The sequence below is a fragment of the Algicella marina genome (assembly GCF_009931615.1).
GTDB lineage: Bacteria > Pseudomonadota > Alphaproteobacteria > Rhodobacterales > Rhodobacteraceae > Algicella > Algicella marina.
Window position 1 is genome coordinate 2,734,320 of record NZ_CP046620.1, and the last position, 20,959, is coordinate 2,755,278.

Below are 20,959 nucleotides of genomic sequence, written 5' to 3' on the forward strand. Positions count from 1 at the left end.
CAAGATTCACACATGCGATAATTCCCAAGATCCAGCCGGCTCCCACTGAGCCCGCGCCAAATATCACGCCCAGCCATCCATGCAAAAAAAGACCGATACCAAGGGACAAAAAACTCTTGTCGTCATTTAGACTTGGATGCTCCCAACGACCTGCCAAGTAACACACAGCGCCAGCGCCGAAAACAGCCGGCCACGCAAACGAATGGACTTGTCCATCTGGCGCAACAAATGGCCACAGTGATCCCAATAGCGTAAGCGATACAATGCAAAATAATACTTGCGATTTTTCGATCGTCATCGCTTCATTTCTCCGCACTGCATTGGTGAAATTCACCAATTTCCGCGGGATGGCGGGTGGGGCGATGCGCGCCAGCGCGAGCGTCACCGGCCATCACGCCACCAGCCCCTGCACGACGGGGCGCACCACCAGCCCCACGAACTCGATCGACATCAGCAGGAAATAGATGCGCACGGGCCGCAGGTCGAACTCGTCGTTCAGTTCGTTATATCCCACCAGCGCCCAGCGGATGCCCACCTGATAGCGGCGGGGTGTCATCCGATTGTTGTCCATCCACACGAGCAGGCGAAAGCCGACATAGAAGGCGAAATAAATCGAAACCAGCACCGATAGCGTCATCGGGTGGTAGTCCGCCAACACCAGCCAGCCGACGCAAACCAATGTGAACAACACCAGCGCCAACCGGCGCAAGGCACGGCTGCCCAGCAGCGCCCCCAGCAGGTTCAGATCATGATGGGAAGTCATTCTGCCGCAATCCTTTTCCCGTCACTGACAATATGTGCTGGCCGTATCTCCAGCGTCGCCCTGATGGAGCCCTTCCGCCCGTCTTCATAGGTCACTTCCGTTTCGGTAGAGACACTCTCGGATCCATCGTACAGCGCCGTGATCAGATCGCCATACTTCTCTTCGATGATCCGGCGGCGCACTTTCCGCGTGCGCGTCAGTTCCCCGTCGTCGGCATCCAGTTCCTTGTGCAAGACGAGGAACCGGTGAATTTGGCAGCCAGAAAGCATTTCGTCCTCGGCCACGCTCTCGTTCACCGCCGCAACATGCTCGGCGATACTGGCCAGCACCTGCGGATGCCCAGCCAGTTCCTGGTAGCTGCCATACGCGATATTGTTCCGCTCCGCCCAGTTGCCCACCGCCAGCAAGTCTATATTGATAAAGGCGGTGCAAAATTCGCGGCCCGCACCGAAGACGACCGCTTCCAGTATGTCGGCATAAAACTTGAGTTTGTTCTCGACGTATTTTGGCGCGAACAATCGGCCGTCCGCCATCTTGCCCACATCCTTCGCACGGTCGATGATCCGCAGGTGCCCGGTTTCCGGCTCAATGAAGCCTGCGTCGCCTGTCGCCACCCAGCCTTCGGCGTCCTTGGTGGAGGCGGTGCTTTCGGGATTCTTGTAATACTCAACGAATGTCCCTGGCGAGCGGTAGAAAACTTCACCACTTTCGCCGATCCTGATCTCAACGCCCGGCGACTGGACGCCCACGGTATCGGCGCGCACCTCGCCATCCGGTTGCTGCGTGATGAAAACGCTGGCCTCCGTCTGGCCGTATAGTTGTTTGAGATTGATCCCGAGTGAGCGGTAGAAGTCGAAGATCTCCGGCCCGATCGCCTCCCCTGCCGTATAGCCGACCCGCACCCGGCTCAGCCCCAGCGTATTTTTCAGCGGCCCATAGATCAGGAAGTCGCCAATCCGGTACCACAGTCGCTTGCCACCGCTCACCGCCTTGCCGTCGAGCAACTTGGGTCCCCACTCCCGCGCGAAGCCCATGAAGTGTCGGTACATCCGCTGCTTCAGCCGGCTCGCATCCTCCATACGGATCGTCACTCTGGTCAGCAAACCTTCGAAAAAGCGCGGCGGCGCGAAGAAATACGTCGGCCCGATTTCCCGCAGGTCAGCCTGCATTGTCTCCTCGCTCTCAGGGCAGGCGACACAAAATCCCGTCCACAGGGCCTGCCCCATAGAGAAGATGAAATCTCCCACCCAAGCCATCGGTAGATAGGCGAGTACGCTGTCACTCTCCCGTAGATGGTCGAATTCGGATGAAGCCTCCGATGTCGAGATAATATTGCGATTGGACAGCACCACGCCCTTGGGCCGCCCGGTTGTGCCGGAGGTATAGAGCATCACGCAGGTGGTATCCGGTCCCGCGGCGTCGATGCGCCGATCCAGTTCCGCCGGGTCACCATCCGTCTGCCCGAGAGCCACCACGTCGGCATAGCTTTTCATGGTTGCATGGTCATATCTGCGCATTCCGCGCGGTTCGCGATAGATGACTGAGCGAAGTTCCGGCAAGCGCCCGGCAATCTCCGCAACCTTGTCAACCTGTTCCTGATCCTCGGCGATCGCCAGCACCGCACCGCAATGTTCCAGCACATAGGCCATCTCTTCGGCCACGCTGTCCTGGTATACCGGCACCGGAATTCCGCCCGCCATCTGTACCGAGATCATCGCCATGTACAGTTCCGGCCGATTGCGTCCGATCAACGCAACATGGTCGCCCGGCCCGATCCCGAGACTGACCAGCCCCATAGCGAAATCCCGCGTCAGGGTTTGCGCTTCGTTCCATGTCCAGCTGCGCCAAATCCCGTATTCCTTGACACGATAGGCAGGGCTACCGCCCCGTTTCTCCGCATTCCGCGCCAACAGGCGTGGAAACGTGTCCAGCCGCTCTTCCGAACGATCCATCGGCATCCGAGGCCCTCCCAGTCGGGGAACATCACCCGGTCTTCGCCGGGTCTGCACGCTTCCCTGAAGATGAACGTACCAGCAATCGTGCACAGGTAAACATGAAAAATTGAACTACCGTTCATTTACCCCGCCACCGCCGTCACCAAAATGAAACAAATCATTCGCAAAACCGCGATGCTTCACCGTCAGAGAGAGAGAGCGACCCTTACCGATGGAGCACGCCAAGTGATAACACGTATCCTTTCCACGACTGCCCTCGCCGCACTGGCCTCGGCCCCCGCATTCGCGCAAAGCAACTTCAACCGCATTGCGTCCTTCGATGTCAGCCGAAACATTCTCGAAGGTGATCGCGCCGTCGAAACCTCGGCAGAGATCATTGCCGCCACAGAAGACGGCACGATCCTCGTCTATACCGACAGCCCGCTGGGTGTTATCGGCATGATCGACATCGAGGATCCGTCCAACCCGCAACCGCTGGGCACCATCGCACTCGAAGGTGAACCGACTTCCGTCGCCATGCTCCGCGCACGCGCGTTTGTAGGCATCAACACTTCGGAGAGCTACACGGAGCCATCCGGCAAGCTCGCGATTTTCAACGTCCGCACCAAAGAAGCCGGCAAGACATGCGACCTCTCCGGACAGCCTGACAGCGTCGCCATGGCCACGGACGGCTCATTCGTCGTGGTTGCCATCGAGAACGAACGCGATGAAGACCTGAACGACGGCGAAATCCCGCAGATGCCAGCAGGAACCGTCGACATATTCAGCATCACGGACGGCACGCTTGATTGCGACAGCCGCATCAGCGCCGACCTTACCGGCCTTGCCGAAATCGCACCGTCTGATCCAGAGCCGGAATTCGTCTCCATCAACGACGAGGGTGAAATCGTCGTTACGCTTCAGGAGAATAATCACATCGCCATCCTCAACTCAGATGGCGCGGTACTCTCCCACTTCTCCGCCGGCGCGGTGGACCTGCAGGGCGTGGATATTTTCGAGCTCGGGTCTTTCCACTTCACAGGGCAGCAGGAAGGACGCCTGCGGGAACCGGACTCGGTAAAGTGGCTCGACAATGACCACTTCGCGATTGCCAACGAGGGCGACTACAACGGCGGCTCACGCGGTTGGACCGTCTTCAATCAGGACGGTACGGTCGTCTACGAATCCGGTACATCGTTTGAGTATGCCATCGTTGAAATCGGTCACTATCCTGAAGGCCGTTCCGCGAACAAGGGTGTCGAACCGGAGAGTATTGAGTCTGCCACATTCGGCGAAACGCCAATGGTATTCGTGGGGGCAGAGCGCGCATCGGTCATTGGTGTCTACGACGCCACTGACGCCACCGCACCTGTCTTGCGGCAGCTTCTGCCATCCGGCATCGGCCCCGAAGGTATCCTGGCCCTGCCAGAGCGTGGTCTGCTCATCTCCGCCAACGAGACCGACCTTGTTGAGGATGGTGGCGCCCGCGCACATGTCATGATCTACGAGCTTCAGGATGCTGCGGCAGCCTTTCCGACGATCACGTCAGCCGGTGCCGACGAATTGATTGGCTGGGGTGCGCTTTCCGGCCTTGCGGCATCCCCAACCGAGCCGGGCAGGCTCTACGCTGTCAACGACAGCTTCTTTGCAATGCAGCCCTCGATCTTCGAGATCGACGCCACACAGACACCGGCCCGCATCGTCCGCGCCATTCCAGTAACGCGCGGCCCGGATGCCGCTCAGAAACTGGATATCGAGGGCATTCACGCCAACGAGAATGGGTCTTTCTGGCTGGCATCGGAAGGCCGGACGGACCGCCTGATCCCCCACGCGCTGTACCACGTGGGTCCGAATGGGCGCATCCTAAAGGAGGTACCCTTTCCGGCAGAGCTGCTGGCGTCCGAGAAACGTTTCGGTGCAGAAGGCATCACCCGCGTTGGTGATACACTGTGGATCGCCATCCAGCGCGAATGGGCAGATGACCCGGAGAACCATGTCAAACTTGTCGCCTACAATATTGAAACCGAAGAATGGGGTGCAGTTCTCTACCCCAAAGCCAGCCCTGATACCGGCTGGGTTGGATTGTCGGAGATCACAGCCAAAGGCGATTGGGTCTACATACTTGAGCGCGACAACCAGATCGGCGCCGCCGCAGTGACAAAGCACCTGTACCGCGTGCCGCTGTCCGCCATGGAACCCACGCCCCTTGGCGGTGACCTCCCGGTCGTCACCAAGGAACTCGCCTACGACTTCATGAGCGATCTGAAGGCGCCCGGCGGTTATGTTGTGGACAAGCTAGAGGGCTTCGCCATCGACGTTGACGGAAACGCCTACGCCGTCACGGACAATGATGGGGTCGATGACAGTTCAGGTGAAACCCACTTTATCCGCCTCAATCTGCAGTAACGCTTAACTGCCAGCAAGAAAGTGCCCGCCCGGATCGTTCCCGGGCGAGCCTGCTCTCAAGGCCAGCTTGAATACCGCAATTGCCGCAATTCAAGCTGCTGCCGCCTCAACCGCAAGAACCTCAGATCACTCAAGAGGTGTGCGCGAAGGCTCTCGTCGCCCTTCGTCAACGCAGCGAGGTGTGACCGGATCCGCCGCTCCTCGCGCTCTATGTCGTTGATATCGTCTTCCAGCCGCCAGTAATTCCGCCCGTGGTTCCACGCCGGCCGCATCTCCTGCCATTGTGCATCGGTGCACACCGGCGAGAGGGCCCGGCCCGAACGCCCGACGCGGTAGGCCCGGGACGGACGGCAATATTGCGTCAGCCCCTGTGTCCGTCCCGCCTCCCACTCCGATTGCGCCGGCGTTATTCCCACTTCGGCGCAAGCCTTTCGGTGCTGTTCAAGGAAATTCGGCAGGCGCCCGTTCTCACCGTCCCGATAGCCGATCGCTGCCCAGTTGCCCGCCTCGCACTGCTCTTCCGTCAGTGTCGCGCACGACGAAAGCGCCATAAGCGCCGCCACGATCAAAAGCCACCTCATGTCTCACCTCTCTAAAATCCGCTCCAAAATGCCATATCGCCACGCAATCCCCAAAACACGTTTTCCCTCACGCCTGCAACGCGCTGAAACGCACCAGCCCCGCCCATCAACCCTGCGTGTCGCCGCGGTTAAGCCTTGCCATACCCGCCCGCGAAAGATTTTCTGGGCCAGCCCCAAGGATCGGGCGCCCCCACACGTCCAACGAAGTGACATGCTGATGGAAGTGAGTGACGAGACATTGGTGGCAGACGCGCAGGCCGGGCAGGCCCGCGCCTTCGGCACCCTTGTCTCGCGCCACTACGATCGCATCTACAGGCTCAGCTACCGGATGCTCGGCCAAAGGGCGGAAGCCGAGGATCTGGCACAGGATGTCTGCGCCACCCTCGCCTCGCGCCTCCGCAGCTTCCGGGGCGAGGCGAAGTTCACCACGTGGCTCCATCGCCTCGTGATCAACGCCGCCAAGGACCGGCTGCGAAGGCGTACCACCTATGCCCGCGCCACCGAAGGCTGGGGCGACTGGGAGGTGAACCGAAAGGCCGAGATCGCCGAGGCACAGGAGGAGCAGCGCTGGCTGGCCGAGGCGCTACAAGGTCTGTCGCCCGATCTGCGCGCCACAGTCGCGCTCGTGCTGGGCGAAGACATGAACCACCGCGAGGCCGCGGCCGAACTCGGCATCTCCGAGGGCACTGTAAGCTGGCGGATGAGCGAGGTGCGCCGCGCCCTCACCACGCTCCGCGAAGAGGAGAAACGGGCATGACCGACCCGATTGACGACCTCAGGAATGCGATGAAGGCCACCCCCGGCCCAAGCGATACCGCGCACGATGCCGCCCTGCGGGCCGCAATGGCGGGGTTTGAAGCCGAATCCCAAGGATTTGCCTCGCAGCCACGTCCCACTCCAGCAAGCCGCAATTCCGCGGTCTCATTCTGGAGGAGATTGAAAACCATGCTCGCACCCGCGCTTTCCCGCCCCGCCCTTATGGGCACAGCATCCCTCGCCACCCTCGCACTGGCGATCACGATCACGACAGATTACCGCCCGGAATTCATGAACCAGACCGCGCCAACCGGAGCAGTGCTGAAGAGCGAAGACAGGGACAAAACGGTCTCGCTCGAAATCGCTGCCGAGCCGGTGCAATCCAGGGCACAGGTGCAGAACGCCGCCCCGACGACACCGTCACTTGCGGATGCCGCTGCGGCCCCTGAACCTGAAATGCTGGCCGCCAAGACACCGCGCCCAGCCACACCACCCACCCTCGCAAGGGAAGCCGACGGAGCCATGGAGCCCGCCCGCTCGGCAGTTCCGGTGCAGGTGCCTGCAACGCCGTTGGCCCCGGAGGGAAGCTCATCCACTGCCGGGCAAGCCGCCGATGTCGTCGAAGGCACCGGCCTTGGTGAACGCGAAGCGTCTGGAAGCTTCGTCGAAGAAAGTTTCGGGATACCGACCCCCGGCAATAGCGACCAGGCCAATACGACGCCGCCGGGGCAAGCCGCGCCGAGCGCCGCAATCGGCACAGCCGGTCTGGCGGCAGCCCCCGAACGCCGCCATGTCAGCCCGCAGCGTTCCCGCAACGAGTCCGTTCAAGTGCCGACGGTCAACACAGAATCCTTCGCATCCGCTCCAGCAAGTGCCATCAAGTCCGTAGCCTCCGAGCCGGTCTCGACCTTTTCGATAGACGTCGACACCGCATCCTACAGCCTTGTCCGTTCCAGCCTGAACACAGGCCAAATGCCGCCGCCGCAGGCTGTCCGGATCGAGGAGTTGGTGAACTATTTCGATTATGCATACGCCGCGCCAGAGAGCGCCGGGACGCCCTTCACCACTTCTGTCGCGGTGTCGGAGACCCCCTGGAACGCAGATACCCGGCTCATGCAGATTGGCCTGCAAGGCTACGCCATCCCTGTCACCGAACGGCAGCCACTCAACCTCGTCTTCCTGATCGACACTTCCGGCTCGATGCAGGACAAAAGCAAGCTCCCCCTCCTCACCGCCGGTTTCCGCCTGTTGCTCTCTGCCCTCAATCCCGACGATGAGATCGCCATTGTCACCTACGCCGGTTCGACTGGCATCGCCTTGCAGCCCACACCGGCCAGCGAGAATGCAACGATCATGCAAACTCTCGACACTCTTACCGCAACCGGATCCACTGCCGGAGCCGCCGGACTGCAACAGGCCTACGCCCTCGCCGAAACCATGGGCCGGGAGGGCGAAACCACCCGCGTCATCCTCGCCACCGACGGCGATTTCAACGTCGGCATCTCCGATCCCGAGGCGCTGAAAACCTTCATCGCCGGCAAGCGTGACAGCGGCACCTACCTCTCCGTCCTCGGCTTCGGGCGCGGCAACCTGCAGGACGCCACGATGCAGGCGCTGGCCCAGAACGGCAACGGCACGGCGGCTTATATCGACACGCTGGCGGAGGCCCAGCGCGTGCTGGTAGATGATCTGACGGCCAACTTCTTCCCGATAGCGTCCGACGTGAAAATTCAGGTGGAGTTCAATCCAGCAAAAGTCTCCGAATACCGCCTGATCGGCTACGAAACACGTGCGCTTCGGCGAGAAGACTTTCGCGATGACAGGATCGACGCCGGCGAGATCGGTGCCGGGCACTCAGTAACCGCTCTCTACGAGGTCACTCCCAAAGGCTCCCCCGCCGAACAGCTTCCGCCCCTGCGCTACAGCACAGAAGCCGACGCCGCCCTTCCCGCCTCGGACGCCTCGTCCGGTGAACTCGCGTTTGTAAAGCTGCGCTACAAGCTGCCCGGAGAGACCACCAGCCGCCTTGTCACCACGCCGGTCACCGCGGACAGACAGGACATTCCGGCGGCGGAACGGGATTTCGCGGCAGCTGTTGCCGCTTTCGGCGAGCGGCTGCGCGGCACTGGCACAGTGGGGTGGGACCGGATCGAGGGCCTAGCCCGCCCCGGCCTTGCAAACGATCCTCATGGCTACCGCGCGGAATTCATGCGGCTCGTCAGACTGGCTTCGGCTGTCGCAAGGTAAGCCACACTGACTTCAAAAAAAAGGGCCCGCGCAATGCGCGGGCCCAGCAATAACATACAGATCATCCTGAGATCAGGATCACGCGTCCACAGTCTCGCTTTCGACCGCCTTCTGCGAACCGCTCTCGATGGCGATCCGGCGCGGCTTCAGCGCTTCGGGAACTTCCCGTACGAGGTCCACATGCAAAAGACCATTCTCGGTCTTCGCGCCTGTGGCGCGTACATGGTCGGCAAGCTGGAAACGGCGCTCGAATGCGCGCGTCGCAATCCCGCGATGCAGGTAGTTTGCTTCCTTGTCCTCGGCAGCCTTCTTGCCGGAGATCACCAGTTGCCCGTCGCGGGCCTCGATGTTCAGTTCATCTTCGGAAAAACCGGCCACTGCAACAGTGATCCTGTAAGCGTTTTCGCCAGTTTTCTCGATATTATAGGGAGGATAGGACTGACCGGTGTTTTCGTTGGTCAGCACCTGATCCAGCATACCGGCAAGACGATCGAAACCGACAGTCGAACGGTAAAGCGGGGTAAAGTCATAAGTTCTCATCTCGCATCCTCCTGAGTGAGCGATACAAACGTTGACGCACCTTCCATCCGGACAGGTGCTTTCAGTCTCAGCCAGGTCCGTATATGGCCCCCGGCTGCCTCTCAGATGGGAAGGGAAAAATTCCGTTTCAAGAGGCCCGGCATCAGTTTCCGATTTGCGGCAAACGGCCGGATGTCTCACGCCCGAGTTGGTCACCCAGGCTTTTTACCGGTGCGCCGAACGCCGGCGCCGCAATGCTCTTGGCCTCGGCCTCGACACCCAGTTTGGCGAGCAAAACTTCCACGCTGTCATCCAATGGCGCCCCGATCGAGACATCTCGCCCACGCCACGACATGCCGCCCGACACGATGGAGGCGACCTGCGCTCCGTGCTCCGTCAGCGCCATGATCGGCGCTCCGGAGGAGCCAAAGGTCAGATCGCAATCCGTCAGCCACAATTCACCGACATGCTCCAGAACCTGACAGCCGGTCTGCAACGAAGGTGCTTCTTCGCGCCCCTGCCCGTAGGAGACGACTGCCACCCGCTGGCCCTTGCGCAGGTGCCGATGCACCGTCAGTGGTGTGATCGCCAAATCGGCAACAGCATATTCCAGCTCGATCACCGCCACATCCCGCGCTGCCCGATTTTCGAAGTTCCGGCTCTTTGCGTTATAACCCTCGCGCACGGCTACCCGCCTTGCCCGACGCGTCGCAATCGTACCGCCATCACGCAGGCCTACAAGAAATGTCAGGGACGAGGCCGGAACCGGCTCACGCGTAGTGCTGTCAAAAACACAATGCGCCGCCGTCAGCACATGAGTTCGCGAGATCAGAGCGCCGGAACAGAATCCGCTGCCACCGATTTCCAACCGCCCGATTGCCTGCCACGGGCGCGCATCCTCCAGCGAGGAAAGCCGTTTGAGGACGGGTCCTGACTGGCTGGAAGCCACGGTCGCCGCAAGGGAAAGCAAAAGGGTGAGGGCAAACGGCAGCAGCCGCTTCATTGGGGGGAAGGACACTCAGTCTCCTATCTGTGGCAGCAACAGGTAACGTCGCTCGCCGCCCCCTCGGCCAAGCTGTTGGGCAATGGAAGTTTTCTCTCCCTTGGCGGGTTTGCCGTTGAATACAGGGTCCTCCCGTTTCAACTCCTCCAGCAACCTGTCGACAGGATCGCCCAGCGTTGCGCCCAACGCGACGTTGCGGTCGCGCCATTGCGCCATGGCAGAGATCACGGAAGCGATCCGCGGACCGGTGTCAGATTGCACGAAGATCGGCGAGCCGGAGGCACCAAAGGCGACCGTGCAGGAGTAGACCATCACCGGCTCTCGGTCCGCCAGAACATGGCACAGTTTTTGCAGAGAAGGCACTTCCGCCCGGCCCGATGCGTAAGACACGACCATTACTTCGTCGCCGAACTCGAGGCTGGCATCCCGCTCGAATGGTGTTATGGCCGGATCGCGGATCGGCAGGTCCAGCTCGATCACCGCCAGGTCACTGCCCACCCGCGCAACCTTGTCGCGCCCGGTGAAAGTGTAATCCGGATGTACCACGAACCGCCGCGCAGTCCGCACAGCCGCAGCCCGACCATCGCGCCAGCCGGCCCGAAACACCACGTCCCCGGGCTTCACAATCGCTTCAAGCGTCTGGGAATAGACGCAATGCGCCGCCGTCAGCACATGCCTGTCGCTGATCAAAGCACCGGTGCAGAACCCGTTCCCTTCCACCTCGATTCGCCCTACAGCCTGCCAGGCTCGGGCCTCGTCGGCGGTCGTCAGGGGCGTCAGGTGCGTAAGATCCTGCGCGGACACCGGCAGGACCCCGAAAAACCACAAGAAAATCCACAGAAACCGGTTACGCATCAATAGTCCTCGGATTAATTCCCCGACTATCGCACGAGGCTTCTTCGCCGCGCAAGCCAGGTGGCGACAGAGAGTGCCCGAAAACCGTTGCCATCCCCTTCACGCCCGCCGTCTCCAGGCATACGGTTCCAACTGCCCGTCCACCGGCGTCGCCGCGACGTGATTGGTAAAATTGCTCATCACCTTCTGCGCGATCCCGAGGATCACCTCGAACACATGCTGCCTGTCAAATCCCGCGCTCAGAAACCCCTCCACCTGATCTCCACTGACCGCCCCCCGTTGCCGCACCATCTGCAAGGTGAACGCCCGCAAAGCCTCCAGCCGCGCGTCGATCAACGGCGTTTCGTCACGCAGCGCCCTGGAAATCGCAGGATCCACACCCATCATCTCGGCAATCAACGTGTGTCCCGGCACGCAATACAGACACTCGTGCTCCACGTTCACGCTCTGCCAGACGACGGTCATCTCCTCCTTGGTAAAACTGCTGGACATGAACAGGTCCTGGATCGCGTCATAGGCTTCAAGCAGTGCAGGTGCTTCCGCCATCGCGGCATACATCGCCGGCACCCGTCCGTATTTCCGGGCCCCCTCCGCCAGCAGTGCCTTGCTGCCGTCGGGCGCCGTGTCCGGGGTGTGGAACCGAAAATCAACCATCGCAAACCTCGCGTCTCGATATGTTTTCACCTGCGCCGCGGCCCAGCGCGGGGCCGCGCGCGCGCCTCTCAGATCAAACCTTCGGCCTTCATGGCTTCGCGCACCGGCTCTACCGCCAGCAGCCGGTCGCGATATGCAACCATCTGCGGCCACTGTTCGAGATTGACCTTCGCGGGGCCCGTCCAGAGCATCATCACCAGCAGGTAGAAATCGACGGCACCAATCTGCGCCCCCATGAAATACGGCCCGCTAGCGGAGACGTTCGCCGCCGCGTGCTCCAGCCGCATCTCGACTTTCGCCCGCGCCGCCGTGATATCTTCGGTCTGCGGAACATCCATGAACAACGGCAGAATGAAATTCCTGTGCAATTCTGCGGATGTGTAGGCCAGCCACTCCAATGCCCGGCGCCGATCAGCTCCGCCCACCGGCAACAGTTCCGCCTCCGGATACCTGCCATCCAGTTCCACCAGCGTCGCGACAACCTCGGTCAGCACATCGCCATCCTTGTCGATTAGCGTCGGCACATAACCCTTGGGGTTGACGTCCTTCAACGCCGCACCGGTTTCGTCCTTGCCCGTAACGGGGTCATAGCGGACGAGTTCGGGCACAACACCCACCTGCCGCAGGGCGATGTGGACGGCAAGGGAACAAGCGCTGGGGATGTAGTAGAGTTTCATCAGTATTTTCCTCGTTGTTGGTGGTCGTAGTCTTCCGAAAAGAATCCGGACTGCTGGCAAAGCCTTCTCATCGTTCGGATGCACACGGCGTCCGAACGGGAGGTTGGCTTGCATTTGGATGGAAAAGACCGCGCCGGTGATCGGCACGGCGTTGCGGTCAGTCGATGGCTTCGTAGGCCGTGATCGTCATATCGGCACCCGCATTCCGCAGGCCGATCGCCTGCTGGTAGGCAGGCGAGTCATACCAGCCGCGCAGAGATGCCATGTCGGGAAACCTCAGCACTGCCGCAAGTTGATGGTCGCCGCCCCCGTGCAGAGATTCCGCAAAGCTTCCACGGATCAGTAACTCACCACCGAAACCGGGAAGTTCGGGTCCGACCTTCTTGCTGTATGCCTCGAATTTTTCCTTGTCCCTGATGGTTACGGTCGCGATGAGAAAAGCACTCATAAAGGGCCTCCTGTTGCCGGCGTGGGTTTGACTTCGGATTTTTGTACTTCTATGTACATAACAGGAGCAAATCTTTTTGTCCATATATGTACAAAACTTTCGGGGGATTTTTCTCATGGCCAGGCCAGCAAAATTCGACCGCGCCGATGCCGTCTTCAGGGCCATGCAAGCCATTTGGTCCAATGGGTTTGAGCGTTGCTCGGTCAAGAGCCTCTCCGAGCTCCTCGGCATGACCCGGTCCAGCTTCTACAATGCTTTCGGGTCTCGAGAATCCCTGTTCCGAGAGGCAATCGCCCCCTATGCCTCCCAGGCCCCCGGCGCGATCCTGAATGATCCTGTGAAGTCGCCCGCGCTGCCAGTGATCATCCGCACCGTGCGCGAGATCTGCCGCTCAACCGCAGCCGATCCCGAAGGCCGCGGCTGCATGATCCAGAACACAATCATCGAACTTTGCCCGGACGATCATGCCGACGGTCTCGGCGCCGAACTGTCAAATATGGTCAGCGGCTCGATCGCCCGGATCGAGGAGTTACTGCACGTGGCAAAGGCCAACGGCGAGATTTCCGCAGATCACGACATTCACGCCACCGCGCTCGCCGTGCAAAACCTGATGATGGGGCTGAATGTGCTTTGCAAGGTGATCCGAAGCGAAGAAGAGTTGTGGCTCCTCGCACGGACCACGCTTCAGGGACTTGGGATCGTCAAACCACAGTGACGGCCCTGCGAACGGTGGAATTTCGCCTTGCCCGCCCCGGAACCGAAGCAGAAGAATTGACAGGTACCGCAGTAGTGTGAAACGGCGTGCTATGGCTTTCTCGATCAGTATCAATCCCAACATCCGCAAGTCCGCCTATTTTGACGCAACGGTCCGTGACGGCGTCCAGTCCTTCTCCGTCTACAACCACATGTATCTGCCTGCCCACTTTGGCGATCCGGAAGCGGAGTACGATCGCCTGCTGAACGGCGTCGCCATGTGGGATGTCGGTGCGCAGCGCCAGGTTCAACTGCTCGGCCCGGATGCAGGCCGCCTTGCTCAATATCTGACACCTAGAAACCTCAGCGCAACGAAGGTCGGCAAAGGCCGCTATGTGCCCCTCTGCGATTACGACGGCTGGCTGATCAACGACCCGGTCCTGCTGAAACTGGCGGAAGACCGCTACTGGTTCTCGGTTGCCGACAGCGACATCCACCTATGGGCGGCGGCAATAGGTCGGGAAAGGGGATGGGACGTCTCGGTCTCGGAGCCCGATGTCTCACCGCTCGCCATTCAGGGACCGAACGCAGTGGACGTTGCCGCCGCCCTGTTCGGCGATACTGTTCGCGATTTCTCCTACTTCGAGTTCAGGGAAGTGTCGCTCGGCACTATTCCCCTGATCCTCGCGCGATCCGGTTGGTCCAAACAGGGCGGCTTTGAGCTTTATCTAATGGACCAGAGGCACGGCACCGAGTTGTGGGATATCGTAAAGTCGGCCGGTGCGCCCTGGGGCATCGGGCCGGGCGCTCCCAACGACACCGAACGTCTGGAAAGTGGCCTCATTTCCTACGGCTCGGACATGCGGAGGCAGGACTATCCGGCAAATCCGTTCGAAATGGGATTCGGCCCACTGCTCGATCTGACTTCGGATATCGAGTTTGTTGGCCGCGATGCTTTGATCCGCATTGCATCAAAGCCTCTTGCCCGCAAACGTGTCGGACTGATCGTCGAAGGCACGCCGCCACTGCCGAGCAATCCGGTGCCGCTTCTGCGCGCGGGCGAGGAGGTCGGGTTCGTCAGCGAAATGGCAGCTTCCAGACGGGTTGATGAAACGATTGCCATCGGTCTCATACGTGCCGATCTCGCAGATACGGCTTCCGGCCTGTCCGTCTCCATCGGCCCCGAGACATTCGCAGCGCGCCTGCATTCGCTGCCCTTCGTCAAATAAGGGCGAAATACTCGCGGCCTTCAGTCCCTGTCACGCAGCGCCTCCGGACGAGGCCCGCCAGTCGCCCAGTCCAGCAATTCCGCCGTGTGGACCACCGGCACCCCGGTGCAGCCGCCAATCTGCATCATGCAGCCAATGTTTCCGGCGGAAATGACGTCCGGCACCAGTGCCTCGAGCGTTGCCACCTTCCGCGCCTTCAACTGACCTGAAATTTCCGGCTGCATCAGGTTGTACGTTCCGGCACTACCGCAGCACAGGTGCGCGTCCTTCGGTTCCAGCACCGTGAAGCCCGCCGCCCTAAGCAGCGCCTTGGGATGGCTCGTGATCTTTTGGCCGTGTTGGAGCGAGCAGGCCGCGTGATAGGCTACCTTCAGGGGCTCCGGTGCCGCTGCATCCTTCAATCCGAGGTCTACCATCACCTCCGAGATATCCCTCGCAATGGCAGAAACCGCTGCCGCCGATTGGGCGAGGTCGGAGTTGCGGAACATGTGCCCATAGTCCTTGATCGTGGTCCCGCAGCCCGATGTATTGATGACGATTGCATCCAGCCCATCGCCCGCCATTTCCTCCGCCCACGCCCGGATATTTTGCGCCGCGCTCGCGTGGCTCTCGTCCGTCTTGCCCATGTGATGGGTCAACGCCCCGCAGCAGCCGGCGCCCCGCGCGATCACCACCTCGCAGCCGTGGCGCACAAGCAACCGTATCGTCGCCTCGTTGATATCGGTGTTCAGCGCCCGCTGCGCACAGCCGACCATCAGCGCCACCCGCATCCGTCGCTCGCCCTGCGCCGCATGCACCTGCGGCTCCTCCATCAGGCTCGGCGGCGGTATTCGTTTCGGTGCCATCGCCAGCATCGCCCGCAGCCGTGCGTCCGGCATCAGCCGGGCAAACGGCCGCCCGATCTTCGCACCCAGTAAGGCCAGCCGGAACCGCCCCGGATAGGGCAGGATGCGCGCCAACACCCAGCGCAGCGCCCTGTCCATGAACGGCCGCCGGTAGGTCTCCTCGATATACTCCCGCGCGTGATCGACGAGGTGCATGTAATGCACACCCGATGGACAGGTCGTCATGCAACTGAGACAGGAAAGACAACGGTCGATGTGCTTGACGGTCTTCTCGTCCGCTGGCCGCCCACTCTCCAGCATGTCCTTGATCAGGTAGATCCGCCCACGCGGAGAATCCAGCTCGTCCCCCAGCACCTGATAGGTCGGACAGGTCGCCGTGCAGAACCCGCAGTGAACGCAGGTCCGCAACACCTCGTTGGAACGCGACGTACTCGCATCCCTCAACTGTTCCGGGGAAAAATTCGTCTGCATCGCACCTATTCCAAAATCACGAACGGCAGGAAGATCACCACCCAGCCGACCGCTGCCAACATCCAATAAAACACCGCCCAGCCCCGCACATCGCGCGGCATCGCGGCCCGTGCGCCCTGCACCAGTGCCCCGCCGGCAAGCCCGCCGCCGCACATCAGCACCAGCACTGCCGCCATCCCCTGCCCGACACCGGCCTGCGGGTCGTTGGACGGCGGGTAGTTCACCACCATCTGCCAGAACATCATCCCCACGATCACCGTGCCCACACCCAGGACCACCCACGGCCCTACTCCGCGCGGCATCAGCACCACGGCGGCGTAAAACAGAAGTGGCCACAAGATGAACTCCATCACGCGGCCTGCCGTCCGTCGGCGCCCATCCGTCCCGTGTTCAGAATGCCGCGCGGGTCGAATTTCTCACGCAACCCCGCACTGATGCGCGCCAGCGGTGCCGGCTCCGGTTGAAACACCCCAAAGCGCGCTTTCTCCTCCGCCGCTCCCCGCACCAGCGTCGCGTGTCCGGGAACCGACAGCGCCGCCCGCACGTCACGCCCCTCAGGCACCGCCGCCCAGATAAGTCCGCCGCCCCAGTCCATCAGGCTCACGGCATCCGGCCCCAGTGCCGCGCGCACTGCAGGCCCGTCACTCGGTTTCACCGAAATTCGCCAAACCGAACCCGGCACATCCGCCAGTGCCGTCACATCGCGGATACCGGCCCAGAGAGCCTCAACCCCGGTCTGGTCCGCGATCAGCTCAACGGCGCCATATCCCGCCAGACGCTCCCGCATCCGTTCCATCCGGTAGGCAACCGAACCGGCAAACCCCTCCAGCCGCACCACGGTCCGTCCGTCCGGCAGATGCGCCGCCCCGCTTACATCAAAGGGCGAGCCCAGCGCGTCGGACATGGCACTTACGGCTGCCGCATCATCCAACCCGTTCAGCACCACCGTTCCCGCGGTCTCGGCAACCGGCAATACCTTGAACGCCACCTCGGTCAGCACGCCAAGCGTCCCGTGGCTTCCCGCCAGCAGCTTCACAAGGTCGTAGCCGGTGACATTCTTCATCACCCGCCCGCCATTCTTGACAATCTGGCCCGCACCATCGACGAACCGCACGCCGATCATGCTGTCCCGGCAGCCGCCAGCCTGAATGCGCCGCGGCCCGGCAGCCCCGGTGGCGACCACGCCGCCGATCGTCGTTTCGTCGCCGTTGCCCAGAAGTCCCCCCAGCCGCGCCGGCTCGAACGGCAACCGCTGCCTCTCCGCCGCCAGCACCGCCTCGACTTCTGCCAGCGGCGTCCCGGCCTGCGCCACCAGCGTCAAGGCTCCGGGTTCATACAGCGTGATACCGGAGAGCCCACCGGTCTCCAGCACCGTGCCATCGACATCATGCCCGAAACCCAGCCGCGTACCGCCACCCCTGATCCGCAATGGTCCGGTGGCAGCCCTGACTGCGTCGGCCATTTCTGCTTCGTTCACCGGCCGCAGCATCACGCCACCCGCCGCGAAGCCGACGTAGCCAGCGGAAACACCTTTGCAGGGTTAAGCAGCCATGCCGGGTCAAACACATCCTTCACTGCCATCTGCGCCGCAATGTCGGCGGGCGCATACTGGTCCAGCATCAGATCCCGCTTTTCGATTCCGACACCGTGTTCGCCCGTCAGACACCCGCCGACCTCAACACAGAGTTTCAGGATTGCCGCGCCGAAGGCCTCGCAGGTTTCAAGATCGCCCGGCTTGTTGGCATCGTAGAGAATCAGCGGATGCATGTTGCCATCCCCGGCATGAAACACGTTGGCCACGTCCAGCCCGAACTCGCCGCTCATTTCGCCGATCCTTCGCAGCACATACGGCAGTTCACTCACCGGGATGGTTCCGTCGAGGCACATATAATCGTTGATCTGGCCCATCGCCCCGAAGGCGGATTTCCGGCCCTTCCAGATTAGGGCCGATTGCTCCGGCCCTGTGCTTTCCCGCAGCTCCACCGGGTTGTGCCGGTTCGCGATCTCGATGATCTTCTCCAGCTGCTCGTCGATCTCGTCGTCGGAACCTTCGACCTCTACAATCAGCAGTGCCTCCACATCCGGATAACCCGCATGCACGAAATCCTCGCAGGCGCGAATGCAGGGGCGATCCATGAACTCGATCGCCACCGGCAGCACCCCGGCCTTGATGATGTCGGAAACACAGGCCCCAGCCACCTCGTTGCTGTCAAAGCCCATCAGAACCGGCCGCGCCCCCTCCGGCTTAGCAAGGATGCGCAATGTGGCTTCCGTCACCACTCCCAACTGACCTTCCGATCCACAGATGACGCCCAGCAGATCATATCCCGCCGCCTCCAGATGCGCGCCGCCGATCTCGACGACTTCGCCCTCCATCGTCACCATGGTCACGCCCAACAGATTGTTCGTCGTCACCCCATATTTCAGGCAATGAGCCCCGCCCGAATTCATCGCGATGTTGCCGGCGATGGCACAGGCAAGCTGGCTGGACGGGTCCGGCGCATAGAAAAAGCCATCCTCCTCCACCGCCCCGGTCACCGAAAGGTTGGTCCGGCCAGTCTGCACTCGGATGATCCGGTTTGCGTAATCGGTCTCAAGCACATCTGCCATTTTTGAGACGCCGAGAATGATGCTGTCTGCCGTCGGCAGCGCCCCACCGGCCAGCGAGGTGCCGGAACCGCGCGGCACCACCGGCACGCCTTCTGCATGGCAGAATTTCAGGATCGCCGCCACTTCCTCCGTATTCGCGGGCAACACCGCTGCCAGCGGCGGGCAGCGATAGGCCGAGAGCCCGTCACATTCATATGCACGGGTCTCATGCGGGTCGGATATTACGGCATCTTTCGGCAGGAGCGCCTCCAGCCCGGCGACAATAGCCGCCTTGCGCCCCATTATGGTGGCATCCGGCGTCGGCATCTCCATGGCTTACCCTCCCTTCAGGCGTTTTGGTAATTTTATATGACCAATTTGTCGGAATGGCGAGTCTCGTCCGCGGTCAAAGCTCGGATCGATTATTGAACGGCTTCCACTTCCGCGCCGTCGCCGCCCGCTGCCAGTTCTGCCAGCAGATATGCGACCGCCCCCGCCACCAGGAACCCCACCGCCAGGTAGGCGACTCCCCCATCATAGAACATCCCGAGAATGCTGGCGAACACAGTCGCAACCAGACTGGACCCCGATGCGATCAGAGATGCTCCCAGTCCAGCCATCCGCGACAGCGACCTCATTGCCATCGCATTCAGATTTCCAAACAGGATGCCGATACAAAAAAAGGCCGCGAACCCTGCGGCCATGAATACTACAAGAGGTGGCTTCCCCGCCCAGACAATCGCGCTGGCAAGCATTGCCGCACCGGCCCCCGTCATACCGGCGAAACCGGCCCGTGCCATTGCATCCATGCCGAACCGCATTACCAGCCGTCCGTTCATGAACGATGCGAGCCCGATACCGGCGGCCAGCAGCGCGAAAAATGCCGGGAACATGCCGTCGATACTGTAGGCGTCAAAGAACAGGTCCGCGGCCGTGCTCAGGTACAGCAGATGCGCTCCGAAGACGAAACCCGTGGCCGCGATCAGGCACGCCACCCGCCGGCTTGCCAGTATCCTCGCGCCGTTGCGCAGCAAGGTGGCTGGCCGAAAGGGAATCCGCGCCTCCGGTGGATGCGTTTCCGGCTGTCTCCGCATCAGCCAGATACCTAGCAAGGCAGCCATCAGCAGATAGAACCCGAACATTCCGCGCCATCCGGCTAGGGCCATCACCGCCTGCCCCAGTGCCGGCGCCAGCATCGGCACGAAGATGAACAGCGTGAACATGAAGGACATCACCCGCGCCATCGCCTCGCCCTCGAACTGATCGCGGATCATGGCCCGCGTCGCGATCTTTGGGCCGGAGACGCCCACACCCTGCAGGAAACGCCCCAGTACGAGCATCTCCAGCGAGCCGGCGACGAGGGCGATGATGGTGCCAACGGCATAGACGCAAAGGCCCATCACCAGCGCCCGCTTGCGACCGACCGCATCGGAAATCGGGCCGAGAAAGAGTTCCCCAAACACCATCCCGAAAATGAATAACGTCGTCACCTGCTGGGTCGAAAGCGCTGGGGCGCTCGAAAGCTCGGCCTCGATCAGTCGAAGCCCGGGCAGCACGGCATCAATGCTGATCGCGGTCAGGGATGTCAGCAGCGCATAGAGCGCCAGGTGTTCCCGGGAAAGTCTGGCGGTGGTCATGCTGACAGTGGTAGAAAATCCTGCCGGCCTTCGCCAGCCCAACCCATCTTCAGCCCATCTTTTCCCTGACACGCGCCGCGAACCTGTCCGCCGTCACCACGACACGTTTGTGCGTGCCCTCGCCGATCAGGTCCTTCGCATCGCGGGCGATCACCCGGAACTCCAGCATTCGGCCATCGACACCGATCAATTCAGCCTCGGCGGTCACACCCATGCCTACCGGTGTCGCCGCCACGTGGCTGACATGCAACTCGGTTCCGAGCGATTGCATCCCCTCCGGCAGCAGATGCTCCACCGCTGCCAGTGCCGCCTCCTCGATCAGATTGATCATCACCGGCGTCGCCAGCACCGCGATCCTGCCGGAGCCGACACGCGGCGCCGTGTCATTGGTGCCCACAACCATGTCCGCCTGCCCCTTCAGGCCGCTCACGATCCCATCCATTTCCTGCTCCCCGTCAAATTTCACTTAACCGGGTCGCGGTCCCGGATCGGGCCGCACGGACGGTCAGATCACCGTAACCCCGGTTGCATGGTACCTGCAACGGGCTCCCGCCCCGGGGCTTGCGATTTGCAGGAACTGCGCAGCATTTGCACATCCCGCCATAAGGCGTGCCGGATGCCAGTCAGAAAGACCGAAGCAGTATCTATCGCA

20 protein-coding genes are annotated in these 20,959 nt (G+C 61.6%); 5 read left to right on the forward strand and 15 right to left on the reverse strand.

Annotated features, from left to right (window positions below; translation table 11 throughout):
- Nucleotides 1-391: 391 nt before the first annotated feature.
- On the reverse strand, nucleotides 392-763 hold the full coding sequence (locus GO499_RS13535; RefSeq protein WP_161862670.1) for a hypothetical protein: 372 nt from the start codon (nucleotides 761-763) through the stop codon (nucleotides 392-394).
- Nucleotides 760-2,715: an AMP-binding protein gene (locus GO499_RS13540; RefSeq protein ID WP_161863985.1), complete on the reverse strand. Its 1,956-nt coding sequence runs from the start codon at nucleotides 2,713-2,715 to the stop codon at nucleotides 760-762. The genes GO499_RS13535 and GO499_RS13540 overlap by 4 nt, the downstream gene beginning before the upstream one ends.
- Nucleotides 2,716-2,943: 228 nt before the next feature.
- Between GO499_RS13540 and GO499_RS13545 the strand changes: the two genes are divergently transcribed.
- Nucleotides 2,944-5,103: an esterase-like activity of phytase family protein gene (locus tag GO499_RS13545; protein ID WP_284154744.1), complete on the forward strand. Its 2,160-nt coding sequence runs from the start codon at nucleotides 2,944-2,946 to the stop codon at nucleotides 5,101-5,103.
- 56 nt (nucleotides 5,104-5,159) lie between these two features.
- Here GO499_RS13545 and GO499_RS13550 read toward each other — a convergent pair whose 3' ends face one another.
- Entirely contained in the window at nucleotides 5,160-5,684 is a 525-nt protein-coding gene (locus GO499_RS13550) for a DUF2799 domain-containing protein (protein ID WP_161862671.1), read from the reverse strand.
- 217 nt (nucleotides 5,685-5,901) lie between these two features.
- On the opposite strand from GO499_RS13550, the gene GO499_RS13555 reads away from it, so the two are divergent.
- Entirely contained in the window at nucleotides 5,902-6,441 is a 540-nt protein-coding gene (locus GO499_RS13555) for an RNA polymerase sigma factor (protein ID WP_161862672.1), read from the forward strand.
- A 188-nt stretch (nucleotides 6,442-6,629) separates the two neighbouring features.
- Nucleotides 6,630-8,687 carry a VWA domain-containing protein gene (locus GO499_RS13560; protein WP_284154745.1) on the forward strand — a complete coding sequence of 686 codons (2,058 nt, stop codon included), beginning with the start codon at nucleotides 6,630-6,632 and terminating at the stop codon, nucleotides 8,685-8,687.
- A gap of 78 nt (nucleotides 8,688-8,765) precedes the next feature.
- Here the strand turns inward: GO499_RS13560 and GO499_RS13565 are convergent, their stop codons facing one another.
- The 6 genes from GO499_RS13565 to GO499_RS13590 form a co-directional block, all read right to left on the reverse strand.
- The gene (locus tag GO499_RS13565) at nucleotides 8,766-9,227 is read right to left on the reverse strand and encodes an Hsp20 family protein (RefSeq protein ID WP_161862673.1); all 462 of its coding nucleotides are present in this window, start codon (nucleotides 9,225-9,227) and stop codon (nucleotides 8,766-8,768) included.
- A gap of 142 nt (nucleotides 9,228-9,369) precedes the next feature.
- Nucleotides 9,370-10,224 (reverse strand): trypsin-like serine peptidase, encoded by an 855-nt coding sequence (locus GO499_RS13570; protein WP_161862674.1) that lies wholly within the window; start codon nucleotides 10,222-10,224, stop codon nucleotides 9,370-9,372.
- Nucleotides 10,225-11,064, reverse strand: coding sequence for a trypsin-like serine peptidase (locus GO499_RS13575; protein ID WP_161862675.1), 840 nt, complete (start codon nucleotides 11,062-11,064; stop codon nucleotides 10,225-10,227).
- 99 nt (nucleotides 11,065-11,163) lie between these two features.
- Nucleotides 11,164-11,718 carry a carboxymuconolactone decarboxylase family protein gene (locus GO499_RS13580; protein WP_161862676.1) on the reverse strand — a complete coding sequence of 185 codons (555 nt, stop codon included), beginning with the start codon at nucleotides 11,716-11,718 and terminating at the stop codon, nucleotides 11,164-11,166.
- 68 nt (nucleotides 11,719-11,786) lie between these two features.
- Nucleotides 11,787-12,395, reverse strand: a complete 609-nt coding sequence (locus GO499_RS13585) for a glutathione S-transferase N-terminal domain-containing protein (RefSeq protein WP_161862677.1) — start codon at nucleotides 12,393-12,395, stop codon at nucleotides 11,787-11,789.
- 157 nt (nucleotides 12,396-12,552) lie between these two features.
- Nucleotides 12,553-12,843 (reverse strand): DUF1330 domain-containing protein, encoded by a 291-nt coding sequence (locus GO499_RS13590; RefSeq protein ID WP_161862678.1) that lies wholly within the window; start codon nucleotides 12,841-12,843, stop codon nucleotides 12,553-12,555.
- A 115-nt stretch (nucleotides 12,844-12,958) separates the two neighbouring features.
- On the opposite strand from GO499_RS13590, the gene GO499_RS13595 reads away from it, so the two are divergent.
- Entirely contained in the window at nucleotides 12,959-13,558 is a 600-nt protein-coding gene (locus tag GO499_RS13595; RefSeq protein WP_161862679.1) for a TetR/AcrR family transcriptional regulator, read from the forward strand.
- Between the two features lie 91 nt (nucleotides 13,559-13,649).
- A complete protein-coding gene (locus GO499_RS13600) occupies nucleotides 13,650-14,765 on the forward strand; it encodes a glycine cleavage T C-terminal barrel domain-containing protein (RefSeq protein WP_161862680.1) in 1,116 nt (371 codons plus the stop codon).
- Between the two features lie 20 nt (nucleotides 14,766-14,785).
- Here GO499_RS13600 and glcF read toward each other — a convergent pair whose 3' ends face one another.
- The 6 genes from glcF to GO499_RS13630 form a co-directional block, all read right to left on the reverse strand.
- Entirely contained in the window at nucleotides 14,786-16,081 is a 1,296-nt protein-coding gene (glcF, locus tag GO499_RS13605; RefSeq protein WP_161862681.1) for a glycolate oxidase subunit GlcF, read from the reverse strand.
- Between the two features lie 5 nt (nucleotides 16,082-16,086).
- Nucleotides 16,087-16,431 carry a hypothetical protein gene (locus GO499_RS13610; RefSeq protein WP_161862682.1) on the reverse strand — a complete coding sequence of 115 codons (345 nt, stop codon included), beginning with the start codon at nucleotides 16,429-16,431 and terminating at the stop codon, nucleotides 16,087-16,089.
- Nucleotides 16,431-17,567 (reverse strand): FAD-binding protein, encoded by a 1,137-nt coding sequence (locus GO499_RS13615; RefSeq protein WP_161863988.1) that lies wholly within the window; start codon nucleotides 17,565-17,567, stop codon nucleotides 16,431-16,433. Before GO499_RS13615 ends, GO499_RS13610 begins: the two co-directional genes overlap by 1 nt.
- Before the next feature lie 2 nt (nucleotides 17,568-17,569).
- Complete coding sequence (locus tag GO499_RS13620) at nucleotides 17,570-19,003, reverse strand: FAD-linked oxidase C-terminal domain-containing protein (protein ID WP_161862683.1); 1,434 nt, start codon at nucleotides 19,001-19,003, stop codon at nucleotides 17,570-17,572.
- A gap of 89 nt (nucleotides 19,004-19,092) precedes the next feature.
- A complete protein-coding gene (locus GO499_RS13625) occupies nucleotides 19,093-20,307 on the reverse strand; it encodes a multidrug effflux MFS transporter (protein ID WP_161862684.1) in 1,215 nt (404 codons plus the stop codon).
- A gap of 49 nt (nucleotides 20,308-20,356) precedes the next feature.
- Nucleotides 20,357-20,749 carry a thioesterase family protein gene (locus GO499_RS13630; RefSeq protein WP_161862685.1) on the reverse strand — a complete coding sequence of 131 codons (393 nt, stop codon included), beginning with the start codon at nucleotides 20,747-20,749 and terminating at the stop codon, nucleotides 20,357-20,359.
- Nucleotides 20,750-20,959 lie beyond the last annotated feature (210 nt).